Annotated in this window: 18 protein-coding genes, 2 tRNA genes and 1 CRISPR repeat array (1 of these 21 running past the window's edge); of the genes, 14 read left to right on the top strand and 6 right to left on the bottom strand. The window is 33.3% G+C overall.

The window, feature by feature from the left end:
- Positions 1 to 104: 104 nt before the first annotated feature.
- Together MJQ71_RS16465 and MJQ71_RS16460 are read left to right on the top strand one after the other, a co-directional pair.
- Complete coding sequence (locus tag MJQ71_RS16465) at positions 105 to 1,016, top strand: ROK family protein (RefSeq protein ID WP_238807788.1); 912 nt, start codon at positions 105 to 107, stop codon at positions 1,014 to 1,016.
- A gap of 93 nt (positions 1,017 to 1,109) precedes the next feature.
- Entirely contained in the window at positions 1,110 to 1,703 is a 594-nt protein-coding gene (locus MJQ71_RS16460; RefSeq protein ID WP_238807787.1) for a DUF6962 family protein, read from the top strand.
- Between the two features lie 78 nt (positions 1,704 to 1,781).
- Here the strand turns inward: MJQ71_RS16460 and gatC are convergent, their stop codons facing one another.
- Genes gatC through MJQ71_RS16445 form a run of 3 tightly spaced genes read right to left on the bottom strand, consistent with a single transcriptional unit; the run spans position 1,782 to position 3,599 of the window.
- Positions 1,782 to 2,069, bottom strand: coding sequence for an Asp-tRNA(Asn)/Glu-tRNA(Gln) amidotransferase subunit GatC (gatC, locus tag MJQ71_RS16455; protein ID WP_238807786.1), 288 nt, complete (start codon positions 2,067 to 2,069; stop codon positions 1,782 to 1,784).
- Positions 2,070 to 2,072: 3 nt separating this feature from the next.
- The gene (locus MJQ71_RS16450; protein WP_238807785.1) at positions 2,073 to 2,798 is read right to left on the bottom strand and encodes a lysophospholipid acyltransferase family protein; all 726 of its coding nucleotides are present in this window, start codon (positions 2,796 to 2,798) and stop codon (positions 2,073 to 2,075) included.
- A gap of 45 nt (positions 2,799 to 2,843) precedes the next feature.
- Entirely contained in the window at positions 2,844 to 3,599 is a 756-nt protein-coding gene (locus MJQ71_RS16445; protein ID WP_238807784.1) for a TerC family protein, read from the bottom strand.
- A 286-nt stretch (positions 3,600 to 3,885) separates the two neighbouring features.
- On the opposite strand from MJQ71_RS16445, the gene MJQ71_RS16440 reads away from it, so the two are divergent.
- Positions 3,886 to 5,352, top strand: a complete 1,467-nt coding sequence (locus tag MJQ71_RS16440; protein ID WP_238807782.1) for a tagaturonate reductase — start codon at positions 3,886 to 3,888, stop codon at positions 5,350 to 5,352.
- 71 nt (positions 5,353 to 5,423) lie between these two features.
- Here MJQ71_RS16440 and MJQ71_RS16435 read toward each other — a convergent pair whose 3' ends face one another.
- From MJQ71_RS16435 to uxuA, 3 genes are all read right to left on the bottom strand, one after another.
- Positions 5,424 to 6,092, bottom strand: coding sequence for a bifunctional 4-hydroxy-2-oxoglutarate aldolase/2-dehydro-3-deoxy-phosphogluconate aldolase (locus MJQ71_RS16435; RefSeq protein WP_238807779.1), 669 nt, complete (start codon positions 6,090 to 6,092; stop codon positions 5,424 to 5,426).
- Between the two features lie 68 nt (positions 6,093 to 6,160).
- Entirely contained in the window at positions 6,161 to 7,168 is a 1,008-nt protein-coding gene (locus MJQ71_RS16430) for a sugar kinase (RefSeq protein WP_238807777.1), read from the bottom strand.
- 40 nt (positions 7,169 to 7,208) lie between these two features.
- Positions 7,209 to 8,396, bottom strand: a complete 1,188-nt coding sequence (uxuA, locus tag MJQ71_RS16425) for a mannonate dehydratase (protein WP_238807775.1) — start codon at positions 8,394 to 8,396, stop codon at positions 7,209 to 7,211.
- 262 nt (positions 8,397 to 8,658) lie between these two features.
- On the opposite strand from uxuA, the gene MJQ71_RS16420 reads away from it, so the two are divergent.
- The 11 genes from MJQ71_RS16420 (at position 8,659) to cas4 (ending at position 18,492) form a co-directional block, all read left to right on the top strand.
- Positions 8,659 to 8,733, top strand: a tRNA-Val gene (locus MJQ71_RS16420).
- Between the two features lie 50 nt (positions 8,734 to 8,783).
- A tRNA-Val gene (locus MJQ71_RS16415) sits at positions 8,784 to 8,858 on the top strand.
- Positions 8,859 to 9,722: 864 nt separating this feature from the next.
- Positions 9,723 to 11,471 carry a hypothetical protein gene (locus MJQ71_RS16410; protein WP_510185981.1) on the top strand — a complete coding sequence of 583 codons (1,749 nt, stop codon included), beginning with the start codon at positions 9,723 to 9,725 and terminating at the stop codon, positions 11,469 to 11,471.
- A 17-nt stretch (positions 11,472 to 11,488) separates the two neighbouring features.
- On the top strand, positions 11,489 to 12,475 hold the full coding sequence (gene cas7b / locus MJQ71_RS16405; protein WP_238807773.1) for a type I-B CRISPR-associated protein Cas7/Csh2: 987 nt from the start codon (positions 11,489 to 11,491) through the stop codon (positions 12,473 to 12,475).
- An 8-nt stretch (positions 12,476 to 12,483) separates the two neighbouring features.
- Positions 12,484 to 13,284, top strand: coding sequence for a CRISPR-associated protein Cas5 (gene cas5, locus MJQ71_RS16400; protein WP_238807772.1), 801 nt, complete (start codon positions 12,484 to 12,486; stop codon positions 13,282 to 13,284).
- A 26-nt stretch (positions 13,285 to 13,310) separates the two neighbouring features.
- A complete protein-coding gene (gene cas3 / locus MJQ71_RS16395; RefSeq protein ID WP_238807771.1) occupies positions 13,311 to 15,698 on the top strand; it encodes a CRISPR-associated helicase Cas3' in 2,388 nt (795 codons plus the stop codon).
- Positions 15,699 to 15,703: 5 nt separating this feature from the next.
- A complete protein-coding gene (locus MJQ71_RS16390) occupies positions 15,704 to 16,366 on the top strand; it encodes a CRISPR-associated endonuclease Cas6 (RefSeq protein WP_238807770.1) in 663 nt (220 codons plus the stop codon).
- A 47-nt stretch (positions 16,367 to 16,413) separates the two neighbouring features.
- On the top strand, positions 16,414 to 16,593 hold the full coding sequence (locus MJQ71_RS16385) for a hypothetical protein (RefSeq protein WP_238807769.1): 180 nt from the start codon (positions 16,414 to 16,416) through the stop codon (positions 16,591 to 16,593).
- 11 nt (positions 16,594 to 16,604) lie between these two features.
- Complete coding sequence (gene cas1, locus MJQ71_RS16380) at positions 16,605 to 17,624, top strand: CRISPR-associated endonuclease Cas1 (protein ID WP_238807767.1); 1,020 nt, start codon at positions 16,605 to 16,607, stop codon at positions 17,622 to 17,624.
- Positions 17,625 to 17,626: 2 nt separating this feature from the next.
- A complete protein-coding gene (gene cas2 / locus MJQ71_RS16375; RefSeq protein ID WP_238807765.1) occupies positions 17,627 to 17,917 on the top strand; it encodes a CRISPR-associated endonuclease Cas2 in 291 nt (96 codons plus the stop codon).
- Between the two features lie 2 nt (positions 17,918 to 17,919).
- A complete protein-coding gene (cas4, locus tag MJQ71_RS16370) occupies positions 17,920 to 18,492 on the top strand; it encodes a CRISPR-associated protein Cas4 (protein ID WP_238807764.1) in 573 nt (190 codons plus the stop codon).
- A 196-nt stretch (positions 18,493 to 18,688) separates the two neighbouring features.
- Positions 18,689 to 23,781: a CRISPR direct-repeat array (repeat unit 37 nt; unit sequence ATTTAAGAACACCTTCCAAAAGAATAAGGATTGAAAC) (it continues 1,488 nt past the right edge of the window).

Raw genomic sequence — 23,781 nt, 5'->3', positions numbered from 1 at the left:
ATGACAAATAATTGCATATTTCTCAAAACCTAATTTCTAAAAATACTATAATTTTTCAAAAAACATTTATATTTGACTCTTTAAATACTATAATTTTAGGCTAAATGGCAACCGAATACTTAGGAATTGATGTTGGCGGTACTAACGTCAAAATGGGCATTGTTGAAGCTCAAACTGGTAAACTTTCAAATTTTTATAGCCACGACACTGCCAGTTGGCGTAAATCTGGGCATTTTGTTGAGCGTCTTGGCGATGCCATTTCGATTCAATTAGCCGAAAATAAAGCTGTTGAAAAATGTGGTATCGGCGTTCCTGGACTTATCACGCGTGACCGTTCTACATTGGTTGAAATTACGGCAATTCCTGAAATAAACGGAACGCCAATCATCCCGTATTTGAAAGAACGTTTTCCCAAATGTGATTTTTTCTTAGAAAATGATGCAAATGCAGCGGCTTTAGGTGAATATTATTTCGGTGAAGATGAAACTATTCCAGAAGATTATATCATGGTTACGCTCGGAACTGGTGTAGGTGGAGCGGCAATTATTGACAAGCAAGTTTTCAAAGGTGGTGGCGGAAATGCGATGGAACCAGGACACGTTCCATCAAAAAATGGTAAAGTTTTGGAGCGAAATATTGGTAAAAACGAATTGCTTGACTTGGCCAATAACATGAGAAAAGCATTTGTTGGTAAAACTCAACTCCCGAATGACGGTACAATTTCGACCACAGGATTAGTTGCGGCTGCCGCAGAAGGTGACGAATTGGCACAACAAGTATTCGACGAAGTGGGCGAAATGCTCGGTAACTCTCTTGTATCAATGATTCGTATTTTGGATATTACAACTATTTTGGTCGGTGGTGGACTTTCGGCATCTTTTGATTATATCATGCCTTCAATCACGAAACAATTAGAATATTGGTTAACACCTTATTATCTTGATACACTCGTAATCAAAAAAGCAACGTTGGGCAATGACGCAGGCTTACTTGGTGCAGCAAGTTTGTGCTTCTAAAATATATCTTGTTTGACAACTTTTGAAAAATTCATTCAAAAGTTGTCAAATTTTCATTGCTTTTCAACCCTAACCCTTCTCATTAACCTAATTATGGAACTCTCCCACGCTATCTCTGATACTGTGCTAACACTTGTAGGTATATTTGTGTTTTTACAATATTTACGTAAAATCAATTTTGAGATTTGCTTGCTTTGGGAAGCATTCATTTTATCAATTACGGCAGCATCATTCTTTGGCGTGATTCGGTTTTTAGGTTTTACTCAAGCACGTCTTATATCGGAGTTTTTTCAGCATTTGGCAGGTACGGCTGGGGCAATATGCTTGGTATTTGTGTCTTATTTGTTAATTATGAGCAAATCTGCTAATAAAAATACTGTTTATGTTGTACTGTGTTTGGGTTTCAGTCTTTTTATTTATGTGACATTTACTGATAACTTAAGTGTGCTACAATATGTATCCATGATTGCTATTCCTCTCGTATTAATAATCGGGATAGTAGGATTATTTAAAGGTAAAGTGGCAGAAGGCTCTTGGCTCATTTTTAGCGTTTTAGCTTTAGTTTTGGCAACTTATAATAAAAACTTCATGCCAAATACAATACTAGACCCGATTGATATTTATCATTATTTGGTTGCAATAAGCGTTTTTTGTTTTGGAAGAGCCGCTCGGCATCAAATAAAATAAGGTATAAACCATATTAAAAAGGGTTAGATTTATCAAAATCTAACCCTTTTTAAAAACAGGAATCTTCGTTTTCTGAACTTATTCAATCACTTTTGGCACTTGGAAATATTCTCCATTTTGACTTGGTGCATTTTTCAAACCTTTTTCTCTCGAAAGCTCATTTTTAGCCACATCTTCACGAAAAACATTGACTTCCTCACTCATGTGCGTCAATGGTTCAACATTTGTCGTATCGAGTTCTTTTAATTGGTCCATCCAATTCAAAATCTTAGATAAATCTTCCACCATTTTCACTTCTTCTTGCTCGCTCAATTCTAAGCGGGCTAAGTGAGCAATATTTTTAACTGTTTTTTGGTCTATTTTCATTTTTCAATCTTTATATTTATTCAACGTCGGTTGAATAATGTCGTACACTTCTTTTTTCAAATCGTTAATATCTGCTTTTGTTTTACCTTTTGTTTCGATGGGAGCATGAATTATTACGCGTAATTTGTGCCATTTAAACAGAATTTCGGGCATTGCTTTATAATTATCCAACAATGAAATCGGTACAAGTGGCACTTGATTTTCAATGGCCATCGAAAATGCACCATCTTTAAAAGGTTGCACCATTTCAGGAAAATTGGTTGAGTGAATGCCCCCTTCTGGAAAAATCATGATGCTTCTTCCCGATTTTAAAGCTCTTATTGAGCGAGTGAGTGCTTTTATTCGGCTATCTTTTGCGGCTCTATCAACTTGAATGTGCAACTTGGCAAACATATAACCAAATAATGGAATATTTTTAGCCGAACTTTTGCCCACAAAAGCAAAATAATTTTTGATAACAACACCCATCATTGCCACGTCAAGGTAACTAAAATGATTGGCACAAAAAACGTATGCTTTTTTCGGGTCAAGTGTTGTTTCATAAGTAACTTTTACTGGTTGTCCAATAACAAAGAAGAAGATTTTCCCCCAAATTCGGTTACAATAATGAGCAATAGGCTTCCATTCTTCTTTTTGTAGAGCAATAAATACAATCGGAAATAAAAGCAAAAATACTAGCAAAAACCAAAAAACACACCAACCTGTATAGAGCCAAGATAATATTTTCATATAAATATTTAATGAAGAACGTTTTTCAAACGTTCTTTCCTGAATTTATTTTATCTCGTCGTGTAAGTCAACGGGTTTTGCGTTTTTACGCATTTTGATATTGAGCGTTTCTACTAAAAACGAAAATGCCATTGAGAAATAAACATATCCTTTCGGTACATGTACTTTGAATGCTTCCGCAACGAGCAATGTTCCAATCATTACCAAAAACGACAATGCTAACATTTTGATGGTTGGGTGACGTTCCACAAACTCACCAACACTGCCCGCAAAAGCCAACATGGCAAACGTAGAAAGCACCACCGAAACAGCCATTACGATAATGTTATCAGTCATACCGATTGCAGTAATGATAGAGTCAATTGAGAATACAATGTTTATAATCGCAATATCAAAAATGGCTCTTGATAGCTTAGAAGCAGTCTTTTTCCCACTTATATTTTCTTCGTGACCTTCAAGTTTTTGATGTATTTCAGAAGTTGATTTGTAAAGCAAGAAAAGTCCACCCATCAATAATATTATATCTTTTCCACTAAAGCCTAAATCAATAGGTAAGCCAATATCTTTTAAATTAAATAAGTCGGTTTGTAAGCCCAAAATCCAACCCAATACAAATAATAATGCAATCCGAATAGCCATTGCCATCATCAAGCCAATACTACGAGCTTTTTTCTGCTCCGTATGTGGAAGTTTCGACGAAATAATCGAAACAAAAATGATATTATCTACTCCAAGTACTATTTCTAAAAGTGTTAAAGTTAGAACACTCGTCAAAGCTGCCGTAGTAAAAATTTGTTCCATTGAGGTTTAGTTTATTTGTTTATGTGGCGAAATTACTTTTTTTAAGGCTTTCTGCCAAATTCTTAAATGATAAACGGAAAAAATGAAGTCAATGAAACGTGACTTTTATTGATGATGTCTATAAAAATAAAGGTATAATTTCGTTACTTATATCCATTCTTGTATGATTATTCCTATTAAAGTCCTAAATACACAAAAAAGTATTATAATTTAACCGAATTTTAGTTGATGAAACTTAATAAAGTACCTACTTTTGTTATAACTAATCTCTATTAATTGTTTTTGAATGAAACTCACTAAAGATTTACTAACCGAAAGCTCAACTCTTCAATTACCTGAAAAAGTCCTACAATTTGGCACAGGTGTTTTACTTCGTGGACTATGCGACTACTTCATTGATAAAGCCAATAAACAAGGCGTATTTAATGGTAGAATAGTTGTTGTTAAATCGACAGATTCGGGTGGAGCGGATGCTTTTGCTGAACAAGATAATCTTTATACACTTTGTGTTCGTGGCATTGATAAGGGAGTTCCAACAGAAGAAAACATTATTTGTTCGGCAATTAGTAGAGTGCTATCGGCTCAATCGCAGTGGAATGCAATTTTAGAAACGGCTCAAAGTTCTGCTATTCAAGTAGTTATTTCAAATACCACCGAAGTTGGTTTACAATACGTTGAAGAAAGTATTCGCCAAAGTCCGCCAGCTTCATTTCCTGCAAAACTTACAGCGTGGTTATACGAACGTTTTCAAGCAAGACAATCGGGTGTAGTAATTATTCCAACCGAATTGATAGTTGGTAATGGAGATAAATTGAAAGAAATTGTGTTGAAATTATGCTCATTCAATCAGCTACCTACCAATTTTGTTGAATGGCTCGAAAAAGAAAACACTTTCTGTAATTCTTTAGTTGATAGAATTGTGCCAGGAAAACCTAAAGGAGATGCTTTAAATGAAATTCAGCATAAACTTGGCTACGACGACGAACTCTTGGCCGTTGCCGAAACGTATCGTTTATGGGCGATTCAAGGTGAAGAGAAAGTAAAAGATGTTTTGACGTTTGCTACTGTTGATGAAGGCGTAAAAATTGCAAAAGATATTGAACAATACCGCGAGTTAAAACTTCGTATGCTCAACGGTACTCATACGCTCATGTGCGGTATGGCTTTTCTTTCTGGTTTCCAAACTGTAAAAGAAGCCCTTGCTGATGAAATGACTGAGAAATTTATCACTAATTTAATGATGTCGGAAATTGCTCCTGCAATTCCGTACAAAATAGATGCAAAAGTGGCACAACGCTACGGAAGAGACGTTTTAGACAGATTCCGTAATCCGTACCTCGACCACCAATGGATAAGCATCACGCTGCAATATACCATGAAAATGCAGATGAGAAATATTCCTTTATTGGTAAATTATTACAAAGAATTTAGTACCGTTCCGCAATATTTCACCAGAGGATTTGCTGCTTATTTGTTATTTATGAAAGCAACAAAAGAAGAAAACGGCAAATATTTTGGAGAAAAAGAAGGCGTTTATTATCCAATCCAATGTGATTCGGCAAAATATTTTTATGAAGTATGGCAAAATCCAAAAACTAGCGAAGTAGTTGATACTGTTTTGGGTAATCAACAACTTTGGGGAACAGACCTCAGAAAATTGAAAGGTTTTGCAGAAAACGTAACAACGCATTTATCAAATATGATGGCCATTGGCGTCCGTGAAGTTGCTTCTGCACTAAATGTTTATGCGTAAAATAACTTATTTACAAAAAAGCTCCAAAAGAATATTCTTTCGGAGCTTTTTTTATATATTTTAATCGAGCCTTATTTCTTCAAATCTTGAATAATCGCTAAAGCATTTCCAACGATTTCGGTTACTTTGCTAAAATCTTTCGAGGCTAATACATCTTTTGGCACTAATTGTGAGCCTATTCCAACAGCGGTTGTTCCTGCATCAAACCACATTTTCAAACTTTCTAACGTTGGAGAAACGCCACCCGTTACCATGATTTGAACATCAGGCATTGGAGCTTTAATAGCTTTTACAAAACTAGCTCCTAGGACTTCTCCTGGAAAAATCTTGATAAATTCAGCTCCTGCTACTCGTGCGTTATAAATTTCAGTAACTGTCATTACACCTGGCATCCACGGAATACCTGCAGACTGACAAACCTTTCCTACTTCGGGATTCATTACTGGAGCGACGATAAAATTTGTGCCAACTTCAATAAACTTATCTGCCGTTGCGGCATCATAAATTGTTCCGATTCCCAAAATCATTTCAGGCATTTCGTCCTCAGCAATTTTGATTAGTTCGGCAAAGTTTTTAAATGAGTTTTCGGTACGATTCGTAAATTCAAAAACTCGTACACCAGCTTCATAACTTGCTCGTAATACACCCAAGCATAAGTCAAGGTCATTATGCGTAAAAAGAGGCACTAAGCCCGTTGCTGAAACTTGTGTTAATGTTGTATTTTTATCAAAATTTGCCATTTCAGATGTAATTGTAGTTAAAACTTCACCTCTCCTAACTTTTCAAAAGGAGCTATATTTTATTTATTTTATCTTCTTAATCTTCCCGATTTATCACCACTCATTACTGCTTCAACTTCTGCTACCGTCACTAGATTTTGGTCACCTTCAATTGTATGCTTCAATGCAGCGGCGGCAGTTCCAAACTGTAAAGATTGAAAATCATCTTTCAATACAACTTGTCCATAAATAAATCCGCCTAAAAATGCATCTCCTGTGCCAATTCTATCAACAATATGTGTAATGTCCTGATAATCAGTTTCTAACAATTCTTCGCCATTCCACATTTTGGCTGCATATTGATTATGAGAAGCACTTACTTGCACACGGTCAGTATCAATAACTTTCTTTACATTCGGATAATGCTCCATTAATAACTTACATGCTTCAACAAATTTTCCTTTTTCAACAGTCACTTTCAAGCTAAAAATTTCTTCGATATTTTTACGACTTGCCAAAATAATATCAGAATAAGAAGCTAGTTCGGGTAAAATTTCTTGTGGAGTTTTGCCATATTTCCACAAATTACTGCGGTAGTAAATATCTGATGAAACAGTTATACCCATTTTTTTTGCCATTTTTACTGCATCTAAACAAGCCTTTGCCGCACCTTCAGAGATGGCAGGCGTAATGCCACACCAATGAAACCAATCTGCTCCCGCTAATATTTTTTCCCAGTCAAATAAATCTGGATTGAGATTGGCAAATGCCGAATCGGCACGGTCATACACAATCTGACTAGCCCGCATAACGGCTCCAGTTTCCAAGAAAAATACGCCCATTCTGTCACCTTCAAGCACAACATTCGAGGTATCGAAATCTAAATATCTCAAAAATGCCTTTGCTTTTTGTCCAATCAAATTATTTGGAAAAGTAGTGACATGAGTAGCTTCAAAGCCAAATTTTACTAACGAAGCACCAACGTTCATTTCAGTGCCACCAAAATTGGCATTGAATGAATTAGCTTGTTCAAACTTTTGAAAGTTTGGCGTTGTGAGGCGAAGAAGCACTTCGCCGAGAGTTACTATTTTTGGCATATTTGCTGTTTTTTATATTTTGTGTAAGATTAAACACACCTTACAATGACCTTCTAATACCTAACTCTAAACCTCGTAATTCGGCTAAACCACGCAAACGACCGATAGCAGTATAGCCAGGATTGGTTCGTTTGGTAGCGTTCAAATCATCAAGCATTTTATGTCCGTGGTCAGGGCGAAATGGTAATCTATAATCATTTCGGCCCTCACTTATTCTTCTTTGTTGTTCTAAAACCAAAGCTTTCATTACGCCATACATATCTACATCTCCATCCAAGTGGTCGGCTTCATGAAAATTCCCTTCGGCATCACGTTTAGTAGCTCGTAAATGAATAAAGTTGATTCTATCGCCCAAGCGTTCAACCATTCCAACTAAATCATTATCGGCACGCACGCCATAGCTTCCTGTACAGAAACAAAGTCCATTAAACTTGCTTTCGGCAGCTTCGAGCAATAATTTTGCATCGGTTTCATTGCTCACAACTCTTGGCAAACCTAAAATCGGATATGGTGGGTCGTCAGGGTGAATAGCTAATAATATACCCGCATCTTCGGCTGTTGGAGTAATTTCACGCAAGAAAGCATATAAATTTTGGCGTAATTCTTTATCACCAATATATTTATACGTATCTAATGTTTCACGAAAAGCTTCAATCGTAAAACTTTCTTCACTTCCTGGTAAACCTGCAATGATATTTCTCGTTAAGCGAGTTACATCAGCTTCAGTTGCATTTTCAAACCATAGTTTTGCTTGGGCGAGTTGAGCTTCCGAATACGATTTTTCGGCGTTTACTCTTTTTAAAATATACATTTCAAAAGCACAAAATTCGGTCATATCAAACCTTAAACCTGTCGAACCATCTGGCATTGGGAAATCCAAATCTGTACGAGTCCAGTCCAAAATAGGCATAAAATTGTAGCAAACTGTATCAATACCACACGCAGCCAAATTTACAAGACTTTCTTTATAGTTCTCAATATATTGTTTATAATTGCCTGACGCTTTTTTTATATCTTCATGCACAGGTACACTTTCTACCACCGACCAAACTAGTCCATGGCTTTCGATGAGTGCTTTACGAATTTGGATTTCAGATTTTGTCCAAACTTGTCCATTTGGAATATGATGAAGTGCCGAGACGATGCCAGTTGCACCCGCTTGTTTTACATCTGCTAAACTTACTGGGTCGTTTGGGCCGAACCAACGCCACGTTTGCTCAAGAGCCATGATTTTAGGGTTGAAATAATGATTTACAAAATTAAGTTTAATGCGAGTAGTCTCCAACTAATATTTTGTCAGGAATAAATACTTTTTTGACAGTAAATTAGCAAAAAATGGTCAAATACAAATACATTGATTGTACTAATGAAATTTAAAGTATGATTTTACAAAGAATTTGAAAAGGTTTTATTTTTTTTCTAATTAATATTTGGAAATAAAAAAACAGACGTGCATCTTTGCAGTCCCAAACAAAAAAGTAGTTCGATTAGGGAGTTTAGCTCAGCTGGTTCAGAGCACCTGCCTTACAAGCAGGGGGTCACTGGTTCGAACCCAGTAATTCCCACAAAGTTTTAGATTTTTCTAAAATTTCCTAGTTTTTAAAGTTTTTGTCTTGGGAGTTTAGCTCAGCTGGTTCAGAGCACCTGCCTTACAAGCAGGGGGTCACTGGTTCGAACCCAGTAATTCCCACGAAGCCTCAACGAAAGTTGGGGCTTTTTTTTGTTTAATCGTAGGTTTTTCTTCTTGCCTCAAATAAAACTCCAAAAACGCTTGACTTTTGATTATTAATTAGATTACCTTTGTTCATTAAAACAATTTTAAGAGATGAATAATATTATATCACACAACCACATATCAAAATCATGATAGAAATGATACTTATTAAACAAAATGAGTGCAGAATAAGAAGCATTGAAACAGAGAAGAATACTATTAGACGTTTAAATTTTCATTATTTAAACTACTCGTCCAGCTAAAACAAGGATTGTAGACAAAAAAAGGATGTATTCTCGCTCGCCAAAGTTCAAATACATCCTACCCATTTTTAAATTTTCTTAAACAAAATGAATTATTCCGTTTAGTAAAACAAAAAACTTATGACAAAAATACCGAATCTCCTGCTTAAAAGCAATTCCAATTATCATAGTCCTGATATTTGGTTCTTCCTACCTCCTTCTAAATGCCCTAAATGTTGTGGGTTTTCTTCATTTGATGAAGACGATAATATATGCACAATTTGTAATCGCTCATGCTGATTGACAAATGAGCATACCGTATTTTTACGTATTGATATTGCGTAGAAGTACTCTATTATTTGAGAATTAAAATTCTTTAATTGCAAAAAAATGTTTTATGCTCAATACTCTAATTAAACTTGGCTCACAATTAAGTCACAATCGTGGCGAATGGGACGATATTATTGATTATCCTAATATTCAACAGGAAAAGGAAAAAAACATAAAGCTTTATGTCGCTGAATTAGTCTTTGATTTAGATAATCAAGATATTTATGTCAATCCTTCGTTAAAAGAATACGATGAAGAAAAGTCTTGTTTGAATTATAAAAACATTAAAATACAAGGAGGAAATAATAAAGCAATTTATGCTTGTGTAGAAGCTGGAAAACTTGAACAAATTAGAAAAAGTTTTTTTGGTATTATTGATTCAAAAGGAAATACACCTGCGGTTAGCCAATTCCAAGAAGCCCTATCTAAAGATTTTCCTCAGTTTATAATATCTCCATTAGGTAGGTTATTGCCTCAAATATTTAAGTTAAGAAATATTTTTGAAGCAAAATTTACCATTGAAAAGGAAAGCAAAGGAAAAACAGAAAATATTATTGATGAAAAAATAATAGCTTCAATGATAAACCTTCCTGCATTTTCTAAAATCGTACTTTTCTATACAAGTGTAATCTCTTCATATGATGGGTATATTAATTCTACTCCAATTTCACAAGTAGTTGGTTTTCAGGAATTTATGAAGGCTAAGTTTCTTGAAAAAGGGCAAACAAAAAATACTGTCAATAAAAAAGTATGTTATGCTACTGGTGTTTTAAGTGAGAATGTTGATGAAGTTGATTTTGCAGACAGGTATAGTATGAACAAAATGTTTGTGAAAGAAACCAAAAACTATGCTTCTTTTTTTGATAAAAATAGCTTCGCTGCAAATTATCAAGTTTCGGCAAATAATCAATTATTACTCGGAAGAGCATCAAAATATCTTTTAGAGCATCAAAAAGTTAGAATTGCAGGGATAGACCATTGTATAATACCACAGTTCCTCAATAAGGAAGATGTTGATATTCGCTATATTACAAGAGGTATATATCAAAAAACAGAACTCTTATTTAACTCAGACCCATTGCAGGAATTAATAACAGAGGCTGAATACGAGACAGATTCTCCATTTTGGATAACTTATTTAGCTTTTGAATCTGATGGCAATTTTTTCAAAACAATCAATGAAATAAAAGATGTAAGCAAGTTTCATTTTTATAAAATCATTGAAACATTCCAAAAAATTAATACTTTTTTCAAAGTTGATTTAAAAGATGCTGTTGATTGGCTTTCAGTAATGACAGACTATGGGAAACAGCATAGTTTCAATTTAGCATCTATTTATTCAATAATTCCACTTAGAAAGGATAAAGAGAAAAAAAATGAAGTTCTTGCCTTATTTAAGTTGATGTTTGAAAACAGAAAAATTGATTCAAATAAACTATATAAACACTTTTGCTACCTTGTTTTGTGTCATAGATATAAAAGATATGACGCATTTAAAAATATTAAAAAGTATGATGATAAATACTTCGATTTTGCCATTCGAGATTCAGTATTCAAATATTTTGCTCTAATTCAAACACTTAAACAATTAAATCTTTTACAAGACATGGAGGAAAACGAAATAATTATTGACGAAGTTTCAGAAAGCATAAAGAATGAATATCAACAAAAGATTGATTCATTTTTCACTAAAATGAGCTATAATACAAATCAAAAAGCCATGTTTTATTTAGGAAGAATGTTAAGCACTGTTGCATATATTCAGAAAGATAAAAGTAAGAATGTTTTAGAAAAGGTCAATTTTAGTGGTATGGATAAAACAGATATTCTACGTCTAAGAAACGGTCTTGTCGAAAAGGCTAAGCAGTATAAGGAGGTATCCAAAATAATATTTACAGACTCAGAGTTTTCAACATACTTTAATTTTAATGATTGGAATATGAAATCTGAAGAAGCTGTATTTTTCTTATTATCTGGTTACTCGTTTGGAATAGTCAAATCAACTGAAAATAATTAATCATCTACTCAATAACAATGGAAAATAACAACATTATCAACGAAAATTCTGACTTTCTTTTTATTTATGATGCTACACTTAGTAATCCAAATGGCGACCCTGACCAAGAAAATAAGCCAAGAATGGATTATGATACAGATACTAATTTAGTAACAGATACAAGAGTTAAACGTAGTATCAGAGATTATTTAAAAGCAACAGGAAATGAAATATTTGTGGACATGGAAGGCGACACAAAAGTAAGTCCTGACTCAAAGTTAAAAGCGGTAATCAATAGAATTTTAGCAGATGAATCGCAAATAGATACTTTCTTTGGTGAAAACTCTCATAAGGTATCTTTCTTAAAAATAATGAAAGAAAAGAAGGAAACAGAACCAATTTTCAAGGCTCTTCAAGACAAGAAAAACCTTGAATTGAATAGTTTTATTCTTGAACAATTAGTTAAGCAGAAATTTATTGATATTAGAATGTTTGGAAGTGCTTTTGCTATTGGCGGCTTTTCAAAAGCATACACTGGCCCAATTCAATTAAATTGGGGTTATTCTCTACATAAAGTTGATTTAGTTGATTCTAATACCATCGTAACAACGATGAACGATGATAGCAGTACATTTGGAAAAGATTATCGTGTTCATTACTCAATGCTGGCATTTAATGGAACTATTAATAAGCACGTTGCAAAATCGACAGGATTAACTGTTGATGATAGAACAACATTTCGTAAAATGATTTGGGAGAGTATTTCGGCTATGCCAACTCGTTCAAAACTTAATCAGTATGCCAAGTTATATGTTGAAATTGTATATAATGATGGCTTCTCGAATGGTCATTTTGGCGATTTGCGTAACCTTATTTCTGCCAATCCTTCTGAAAATGTTCGCAAAATCCAAGATGTAAATGTTGATTTAAACAAACTAATAAAGTTACTCCAAGATAATAAAGGAGAAGGTAAAGCAATCAAGGACGTAATCTTTAAAAACCAATTAACAGATGATAAAATTTAGGGTAAACTATGGAAATCATTCAATTTGATATTAGTGGTAAGTTTGCCCATTTTAGAAAGTATTATGCCAATAATACAGCTCTGACTTACAGTTTACCACCACGAACCACTGTAATGGGGATATTGGCTGCAATTTTAGGGAGGTCAAGAGATAGTTATTATGAGGAGTTTTCATCGGATAAAATCTTGATTGGGATTGCAATAAGAACCCCAATTAAAAAGAATTTTCACAGGCTCAATCTCTTATCTGTTAAAAGTTTAGGAGACTTCAAGAAATCTTTTGAATCCGATTTTAGAGGAATGGCAGGCAATTCTATTCAAACACCATTTGAAGTCGTCACGGGGTTAGATTTACAAAAAGATGATGTTTGTTACCGAATTTTTGTTGCCTGCAACACAACTGGAAAAGAGACATTTCAAGCCTTAAAAGGTGCATTATTAGATAATAATCAGGTTTACGCTGTAACATTAGGTACAGCAAATTTTAATGCTTTTATTAATCGAATCGTTTGTTATGAGGATATTCAAGTAACTGAGAAACAAGCTGATAAAGAGTTTTTTGAATTTGATTCTGCTGTAAATTCTGAGTTAGTTGATGAAATTAGTTTTGAAAAAGACGAAAAATTAATGAGTTTTATTGAAGAAGAACTTCTTCCAGCAGATTTTGTAGCAAATAATAATCGAGAACTCTCAAAAATGAACAGAGTTCTTTATACGACTGCTGGTCTTCCTTTAAAGGTAAAAGTCTCAGGTAAAGTATTTATTTTAAAAAATCAATTAGTAACTCAAACTATTCAATTTTTAGATTAATGATTTTCTATTCGCACAGCATAACCTTGCCTGATGGGTCTAAAAAAGGGGTAAAGACAATACAAACACATAATCAAGGCGTTGTTCACAATGCCTTGATTTCGTTTGAGCCGTCTATTTCTTTTTCAATAGAAAGTCAAGAACTAAAAAACTTAATAGAGGATATTTGTCGCTATCACGACCTCGGAAAATATTCGGAGTACTTCCAAAAATATTTATTAACGAATGATAAAATTGATAGTTTTTTAAAAGCTCATGCACGATTTGGGTCTTATGTAATTTTTCAAAAGTATAAGGATAAAGACACAATTACAGCTTTGTTTTTATATTATATTGTTGTAAATCACCATCTTAATTTGGATGATATTAGTGGCAATGAATTTTCAAAGAAAATAGATGCACAAGCAAATGAAGGTTATTTCAACAAACAAAAAATAACTTTAGCTGATTCTTTAACTTTAATAAAAAAGGAATTGGGTGAAGAGGATTTAGAAAAACATTTAACTACCCCAGATGGAAAACTTTTCTACAAAACAACCAAAAAGGTAATACAAGAACCCAACATCCAAAACTACTTTCTTATCAATTATCTATTTTCCCTTTTGATTGAAGCGGATAAATTAGATGCGTCAGACACAAAGTTTTACCACAAAGCACTAATTCCTACACATTTAGTAGATAAATATCGTCCTCTGATATTTTCACAACTATCAGATAATCAAGATATAAATACATTTTCTCAAAATGAACTTCGTAGTTATGGACGTTTAAGGGTTAATCAATATCTTAAACGTCAAGATTGGCAGGAGCATAAACTTTTTACACTCACAGCCCCCACAGGTCTTGGAAAAACCTTAATGGCTCTTGATTTTGGCTTAAAATTGAGAGAGAAAATTAGGCAAACAGAGCAAAGAGAAGCCCAAATAATTTATGCTTTACCTTTTATTAATATCATTGAACAATCATTACAAGTATATAATGAGGTTTTTGAAGGCGAAAACATAAATCTTTTAGCCCACTATCAGTATGCAGATGCTTTAGAACAAACTTCTAAGAATGAAACAAGTAATTATAATCAAAAAATGATGACACTCGACACTTGGCAGTGCGATATTGTTATTACTACTTTTGTCCAGTTTCTTCAAACGCTTATTGGTAATCGAAATAAGCTACTCAAAAAATTCAATCATTTTGCAGGTTCAATTATTATTCTTGATGAAGTTCAAACTATTCGTTTGGGACAATTGCCGTTAATTGGTGCTTCCTTATTTTATCTTGCCAAATTCTTAAATACCCGAATTGTTCTAATGACGGCAACGAAGCCTAAAATTTATGAATTAGCTAATCAAGAAATTCTAAAAAATGAAGGGGAAGAAGCGAAAAGTATAGAATTACTTCCAGACTATTGGGAAATCTTCCAATGTTTTAAAAGAACAAAAATAGTTTCATTAATTAGTCAGAAAATAGAAGATGAAAACGATTTTATAGAACAAATATTTATACATAAATGGTCAGATGAAAAATCATGTATCATAGTTTGTAATACTGTTAAACGTTCATTGGATGTCTATAACCTTATTTTTGAGTTAGTTGATGAAACTATAAATCCAGTTTATTACCTCTCAACAAATATTATCCCTGCAAGAAGACAGGGAATTATTGATGATATTAAATCTGATTTAGGAGTAGGATTAAAGCCAATTTTAGTATCCACCCAATGTGTAGAAGCTGGGGTTGATTTAGATTTTGACATGGGTTTTCGAGATTTAAGCCCAATGGATTCCATTATCCAAGTAGCTGGTAGAATTAACCGCAATAATAACCCTAACAAAAATTATTCACCCCTATATATCATTGATTTTGGCGATTGTAAGAAAATTTATGATGTCGTTACTCAACAGCAAGCAAGACTATTATTAGAAAAAAACACTGAAATTTTAGAAGATAATTATTTAGATGTTATTGAAGAGTATTTTTCAAACGTTGCTGGAGATAAATCGTTTATAGATTCCCGCAAGATATTTGATGCAATGAAAACTTTAAAATATGATTCCCAAGAGCCTAAGACAGATATTGCAGTTTCTTCTTTTAAAGTAATTGATGAAAAATTCCCAGCACTTTCTGTTTTTATCGAAATTGATGAAATGTCAGTTAAATACAAGGTTTTATTTATTAAAATGATAACTAAAGAGATTTCACAAGAAGAATTCTCTCCTTATAAAAAAGACTTTCACCAACATATTATTACAGTTCCAAGCCATTTACCTAAAGCTAAAGATTTACTTAAATCGGATAGATATTTAGTTTGTGAGGGAATTTATCTTGTCCCTAACAACGAATTAGAGGATTTTTACAATGTAGTTACTGGCTTTATAAGAACCAACGAAAATAAAGAGCATTCAAGATTTTTCTAAACCCCATGCAAACCATTCACCAAACAATCATACGTTTTCCAGAGATTCAGCTTGCTACGAGAGATGCCCATAAATTGCGGGGCTATTTTGGTAATATTTTTAAAGAACATTCTTCGCTGTTGCATAATCATTTGGAGTCGGGCGAGTCGGCATACAGGTATCCGTTGGTGCAATACAAGGTTTTGAAAAATATTCCGACTTTGGTTGGCTTAAACGAAGGTGCAGAGTTATTGATAAATCTATTTTTAAAGATAAAAACCCTGCAAATTGAAGACAGAACTTACGAAATTCAACAAAAAAATATTGAATCAAAAAACATAGAAATTGGACTTTCGTCAGAGTTACATTCGTATCGTTTTCAAACACTTTGGATGGCATTGAACCAAGAAAATCACCAAAAGTATTTGAATAACAGTCCAGCCGAACGCCAAAAACAGTTGAACGTTTTGCTTCAAAATAATATTTTGAGCTACTATAAAGCCATGAATTATTGGGTTGATGGGCAAGTAATGGGAATGCTACAAAATGTATCGGAGAAAGAAACGAAGTTTAAGGATAAAGCAATGATTGCTTTTCAAGCAGATTTTGTGACTAATGCCATTTTGCCTTCTTTTATTGGTATTGGTAAGTCAGTTGCTCGTGGTTTTGGGAGTATTGAAGCGGTTTAGGTAAAAAGAATAATAATGAGTTATCTATTCTAAAAAAGGCATGAAAAATGAATTTAGAACCAATAAAAACAGATAAAGATTATGAGGCAATGTTGAAATGGGTAAATATTCAGTTCGATTTATCGCCTAATATTGATAGTCCAGCAGGTAAAGAATTACAGACTGCTTTATTGTTGATTAAGGATTATGAAGATGTTCATTACAAGATTCCAAATTTGATTTCTTAAAATTTACTCCGATGCAAATCTTTCTAAACACTTATGGCACGTATCTACATATCAAAGATGATATGTTTGAAATTCGTGTGCCTGTGAAAGATAGCCCACCAAAGGTTACGCTGTTGGCTGCTCACAAAGTTAGCTCTTTTGTGATGGCAACTTCGGCAGCACTTAGCACCGATGCTGTGCGTTTGGCATTGAAAAACAATATTGATATTATCTTTACTCATGCCAACGGGCATCCAATGGGGAGGATTTGGCATAGCAAACTGGGTAGTACAACTCGCATCCGTAAGCGACAACTCGAAGCAAGTTTGGGCAAAGAAGCGGTAAATTATACAATAAAATGGATTTCCGATAAAATGACGAATCAATTGGAGTTCATCAAAGATTTGAAGAAGCATCGTCCGCAAATGTCTGATTATCTGAATGATAAAATTACTCGAATTGAAAACTTAATTGTGTCGGTTGGCAATTTGAAGGGTGAACAAGTGGCGGATTTTGCCGAAACTATTAGAGGTTTGGAAGGAACGGCAGGAAGGTTGTTTTTTGAAACAATAAACCATGTGATGCCCGAACAATATAAATTTAGTGGTCGAAGTATGCGTCCAGCTAAAGATATTTTCAATGCATTTCTAAATTATGGCTACGGTATTTTATACACAAGAGTTGAGAAGTGTTTGATGATTGCAGGGCTTGACCCTTATGTGGGTTTTCTTCACCGTGACGATTACAACCAAAAAAGTATGGTTTTTGATTTTATTGAGCCTTACAGAACTTTTGTAGAAATACCCATTTTTAGACTATTTACGGCAAAAAAAGTTAATAAATCTCACGTTGACGAAATAACAAACGGAGTTAGTCTGAATAAAGAGGGGAAAGAATTATTAGTCAATGCCTTACTCGATTATTTGGAGGGAGATAATATTCGTTATCGAGGGCGTAATCAAACAAGGGCTAATGCCATGCAGCAGGAAGCTCATGTTTTTGCCAATGAATTAATTGAAAAAGATGTTGAACCCGATTCTATTGAATTATAACAATGATTGCATGGGTAATGTACGATATTGAGAATGATAAAGCTCGCACGAAGGTAGCCAAAGTTTGTAAACAAGCAGGGCTTTATCGGGTGCAGTTTTCAGTGTTTTTAGGTACGCTTGATAAAAGTAGAAAAGATACTTTACAACTTCAAATTGAGGAATTGATTAATGAGGAAAGCGATTCTGTTTATATTTTCCCAATGTCAAAAAATGAATTGCAAGAAACGGTGTTATTGGGTCAGGCATTTGATAAAAAATTGATTACAGATGAAGTAAACGCATTGTTTTTATAAAAATGACAATTACACCTTCACATATTATTGAATACTTGTATTGTCCAAGATTTACTTTTTTTGAGTATGTTTTGGCGATTCCGCAATACGAAGACCGTCATTATAAAGTACAAAGAGGGCGAGAAGTACACGATAAAAAATTAGAACAAAATAAAGACTATTTACGACGACGTATAGGGGTGGTAGAACGATATAATGACCAATATCTAACAAGTGATTTATTGAGAGGAAGAATTGACGAAGTAGTCAAATTAGAAAACGGAACAATGTCGCCATTAGATTATAAATTTGCTCAATATGATGAAAAAACTTATGAAACATATAAAACACAATTATACTGTTACGCATGGTTAATTGAAGAAAATTTCGGTTGTAAAGTTGAAAAAGGTTTTTTGGTTTATACGAGAAGTAATAACAAATTGATTGATGTTGAAATTAAAGATTCAGACAAACAATTGGTGAAAGAATATGCCAGAGAGATAGTATCAATGATTGATAAAAATTTGTATCCTAAAGCTACAAAATACAAGCAAAGATGCTTAACTTGCACATATAGGAATATTTGTACCCAATAATTTTAGTTCCGAGTATTAATTTATTTTTGTCAATTAAAAATGGCGTTGTAAATCGCTGGTAGTCAATGTTTTATATTTACGGAAAATATCAGAAAACAAGCCAAAAAGAGTTCTTTGACGTACTAAAAACAGAAAAAAGAACATATATAAAGTGGCTTCAACTCATTGATTATCAGGCAATTAGTCAAACCAACGGATTTAAGAACACCTTCCAAAAGAATAAGGATTGAAACCGACACACATACTTTTTGTCTTGATACATTAGATTTAAAATTTAAGAACACCTTCCAAAAGAATAAGGATTGAAACACATAATACATTATTATATAACATTTCACACTTGGAATTTAAGAACACCTTCCAAAAGAATAAGGATTGAAACCCACTACTAACCCTAATAATGGCACTGATTATGGTGATTTAAGAACACCTTCCAAAAGAATAAGGATTGAAACAAATATCCTTCTTTATTTTGTTTCTTTTGAGATTTAATTTAAGAACACCTTCCAAAAGAATAAGGATTGAAACGACTCTAAAGTTATATACCTACAAGAAGGAGTAGATATTTAAGAACACCTTCCAAAAGAATAAGGATTGAAACATAATAGTATGAAAATTGTGCCAAACAGGGTGTCATTATTTAAGAACACCTTCCAAAAGAATAAGGATTGAAACTAATTTATCAATTTCTACACAAGGTGCATAATTATATTTAAGAACACCTTCCAAAAGAATAAGGATTGAAACAGTACCAAACACCTTTTTTCTGTTGAATATTTACATTATTTAAGAACACCTTCCAAAAGAATAAGGATTGAAACTGATCACGACACGAAGCAACATCGAGAGATTTTGATATTTAAGAACACCTTCCAAAAGAATAAGGATTGAAACTTAAGATTTTTCCCCTTTTCATAAAGTTTTCTCATTATTTAAGAACACCTTCCAAAAGAATAAGGATTGAAACAAATTTACTGATATGGTTGTGATACGTGATGAGGTTATTTAAGAACACCTTCCAAAAGAATAAGGATTGAAACTATACGATGGAATTTTCATTTAAAAAAATGGGTGCGATTTAAGAACACCTTCCAAAAGAATAAGGATTGAAACATTGTTAAAAATATGTACCACTATAATTCCATTAAATTTAAGAACACCTTCCAAAAGAATAAGGATTGAAACAGAATCAATGAAATCAATACTTATCGGGGTCAGGAAGATTTAAGAACACCTTCCAAAAGAATAAGGATTGAAACCATCCGCTTGAGTGGGCTTGCATACTTGGTGAAGAAGATTTAAGAACACCTTCCAAAAGAATAAGGATTGAAACAACGGCAGTATGATTATAGCGACTGCTTCGACGATTATTTAAGAACACCTTCCAAAAGAATAAGGATTGAAACAAAAAATAGCCCAAACCGTCGAACAAAACCGAGAATATTTAAGAACACCTTCCAAAAGAATAAGGATTGAAACAAAGACAATAGCTACGAAAGCTACAAGACTGATATAATTTAAGAACACCTTCCAAAAGAATAAGGATTGAAACTATCTACTATGAAATGTAGGGTATGTACTTTCCAAACAATTTAAGAACACCTTCCAAAAGAATAAGGATTGAAACAAGATATGCCATTACAAACGGGCTTAATTTGGTTGGGTATTTAAGAACACCTTCCAAAAGAATAAGGATTGAAACCTTCTTCATGCCCTTCTTTTTCAGATTTTCCTTTTGATTTAAGAACACCTTCCAAAAGAATAAGGATTGAAACTGTTCAAACCTAATCGTAAATCTTGACGAACTAGCAATTTAAGAACACCTTCCAAAAGAATAAGGATTGAAACTGACAACGCCAAAAAGTTTTACCCACAGGTGGCCACATTTAAGAACACCTTCCAAAAGAATAAGGATTGAAACAATCTAGGTGGCAAAAAAAGAACTGGCCGTAAAAAGATTTAAGAACACCTTCCAAAAGAATAAGGATTGAAACAAAATGTACTGATATGGTTGTGATACGTGATGAGGTTATTTAAGAACACCTTCCAAAAGAATAAGGATTGAAACTTATTATAATCGGCTTCATTGTTTAGTACTGCATCAAATTTAAGAACACCTTCCAAAAGAATAAGGATTGAAACAATCAGTATGGGGCTGGGGCTGAAAGTGCTGCGAAAATTTAAGAACACCTTCCAAAAGAATAAGGATTGAAACAGAAAACCCAATACTACATCCAAAAACCAATAAAAAATTTAAGAACACCTTCCAAAAGAATAAGGATTGAAACAAACAAAAACTAGAACAAATGGGAACACAAACAACGATTTAAGAACACCTTCCAAAAGAATAAGGATTGAAACGAAAAAAAACTTCTTTTTTGAAACGCAGATTCATCAATTTAAGAACACCTTCCAAAAGAATAAGGATTGAAACTGACTATTGCTGAAGTAAATAAGATTGCGGTTGAGTATTTAAGAACACCTTCCAAAAGAATAAGGATTGAAACTTAGGGAACGACGGTTGATTAGTGATAGCAGCGTGCCAATTTAAGAACACCTTCCAAAAGAATAAGGATTGAAACACAAAACAAATTGAAAATGAAAACAAGATTTGGATATTTAAGAACACCTTCCAAAAGAATAAGGATTGAAACTCTACAATCTTCTTGAGTTTCACTCTCAGTCCCTGCAAATATTTAAGAACACCTTCCAAAAGAATAAGGATTGAAACAAAAATCAGTTAGTTTTTTCCATAAAGCTCAGCAAATTTAAGAACACCTTCCAAAAGAATAAGGATTGAAACGCAACTATGGGACTGGGTTTTTGAAAACTAATAGTATTTAAGAACACCTTCCAAAAGAATAAGGATTGAAACAAATCAAAAAGCTCCCTTCGCTAGCAAAAAAACATAATTTAAGAACACCTTCCAAAAGAATAAGGATTGAAACAACTTTCAACCACAACTTTTGCAGATTCAGGCACATATTTAAGAACACCTTCCAAAAGAATAAGGATTGAAACTAACGCAATCAATCACAAAATCATGTCAAACAGAACAATTTAAGAACACCTTCCAAAAGAATAAGGATTGAAACTCCCAAATTAATTTAGCTTTTGTTAGGGCTGCATTGATTTAAGAACACCTTCCAAAAGAATAAGGATTGAAACAAAAAGTCATCTTCTAATCCTTTTTTACCAATAATTATTTAAGAACACCTTCCAAAAGAATAAGGATTGAAACCATTAATATTGCTTGAAACAAGTTCTAACGGGGAATATTTAAGAACACCTTCCAAAAGAATAAGGATTGAAACATGCAGGAAAACGAATAATCTCCCATTGGTTGGGCATTTAAGAACACCTTCCAAAAGAATAAGGATTGAAACTATAACCCGCAATTTCAATGATTTTTTGTTCATCCTATTTAAGAACACCTTCCAAAAGAATAAGGATTGAAACAAGTATTCAATTAGCTGTTCGTCTGTTATCGGGTCTATTTAAGAACACCTTCCAAAAGAATAAGGATTGAAACAGAACACTAGGCAATGCACTAAAAAAAGATTGCACACTATTTAAGAACACCTTCCAAAAGAATAAGGATTGAAACCGAACAGGATAAGCTGTATCTTTCATCTTCCGCTATATTTAAGAACACCTTCCAAAAGAATAAGGATTGAAACTTTCTTACATTTGCATATAAATTAAACATTAAAAAGATTTAAGAACACCTTCCAAAAGAATAAGGATTGAAACTTTCACTTAGTGGCACACCCGAAAAAACCAATCAAATTTAAGAACACCTTCCAAAAGAATAAGGATTGAAACTTATTTTAGAATATTCGCTTTTCTACTAAAATAGAAATTTAAGAACACCTTCCAAAAGAATAAGGATTGAAACAGAAAATAGCCCAAACCGTCGAACAAAACCGAGAATTATTTAAGAACACCTTCCAAAAGAATAAGGATTGAAACGGTATTTTCTAGGGCTATTTCTAGGTATAGTCTAGGCTATTTAAGAACACCTTCCAAAAGAATAAGGATTGAAACAAGTATCTTTCGACGTAAGTAAGTTGCTCAACATTAGATTTAAGAACACCTTCCAAAAGAATAAGGATTGAAACACGGACTTAGTAGCTTTAAGCTGGAAACGGGTAGTAATTTAAGAACACCTTCCAAAAGAATAAGGATTGAAACAAGAAAGCTACATTATCATTGTATTTTTTTTCTGTAAATTTAAGAACACCTTCCAAAAGAATAAGGATTGAAACACCCTAAGCTTGTCGGGTGCGAGTGAAACACAACAATTTAAGAACACCTTCCAAAAGAATAAGGATTGAAACTCTCATTCCCCGAATATTCATGCCATCGAATTTTGAATTTAAGAACACCTTCCAAAAGAATAAGGATTGAAACTTGACACCGAGCAAAGTAAGCAAAAGACACAGGAATATTTAAGAACACCTTCCAAAAGAATAAGGATTGAAACGGTGTTATATTCATTGTTTAGTTAATAGTTTTATACTATTTAAGAACACCTTCCAAAAGAATAAGGATTGAAACAGGATATACTTTATAGTTCCTCTCAATTCTTTACCCGAAATTTAAGAACACCTTCCAAAAGAATAAGGATTGAAACTAGCGTGCAAATAGGCAAATTCTTCCGTTGTAGTTGCAAATTTAAGAACACCTTCCAAAAGAATAAGGATTGAAACCATAAATGATGTAGTTGATGGCGAAGGTGTTACGCATTATTTAAGAACACCTTCCAAAAGAATAAGGATTGAAACAAAAGATTAAAGAACTTATACTAACTAAACATGAAAAAATTTAAGAACACCTTCCAAAAGAATAAGGATTGAAACCAAAACTCGACTGCTCATTTGACCAGTGGAATTATTATTTAAGAACACCTTCCAAAAGAATAAGGATTGAAACATGCAAAGCGAGCAGGATTTAAAAACGCTTTACACATATTTAAGAACACCTTCCAAAAGAATAAGGATTGAAACCAGTCATGCAATAATGAACATAATCTATAATGATTATATTTAAGAACACCTTCCAAAAGAATAAGGATTGAAACAAACGTCATTTGTAGTATGACCATCAAACTCGTACTATTTAAGAACACCTTCCAAAAGAATAAGGATTGAAACCATCAGTTTGAGCAACCAACAATTCAGCATCTTTACATTTAAGAACACCTTCCAAAAGAATAAGGATTGAAACTTTATTGTCTCAACTGGAGTATAATCAAACAAGTCAGATTTAAGAACACCTTCCAAAAGA

It is taken from the genome of Emticicia aquatica (assembly GCF_923079645.1).
Lineage (GTDB): Bacteria > Bacteroidota > Bacteroidia > Cytophagales > Spirosomataceae > Emticicia > Emticicia aquatica.
The sequence above is the reverse complement of the archived record's forward strand: the minus strand, read 5'-3'. Positions and strand labels throughout refer to the sequence as shown.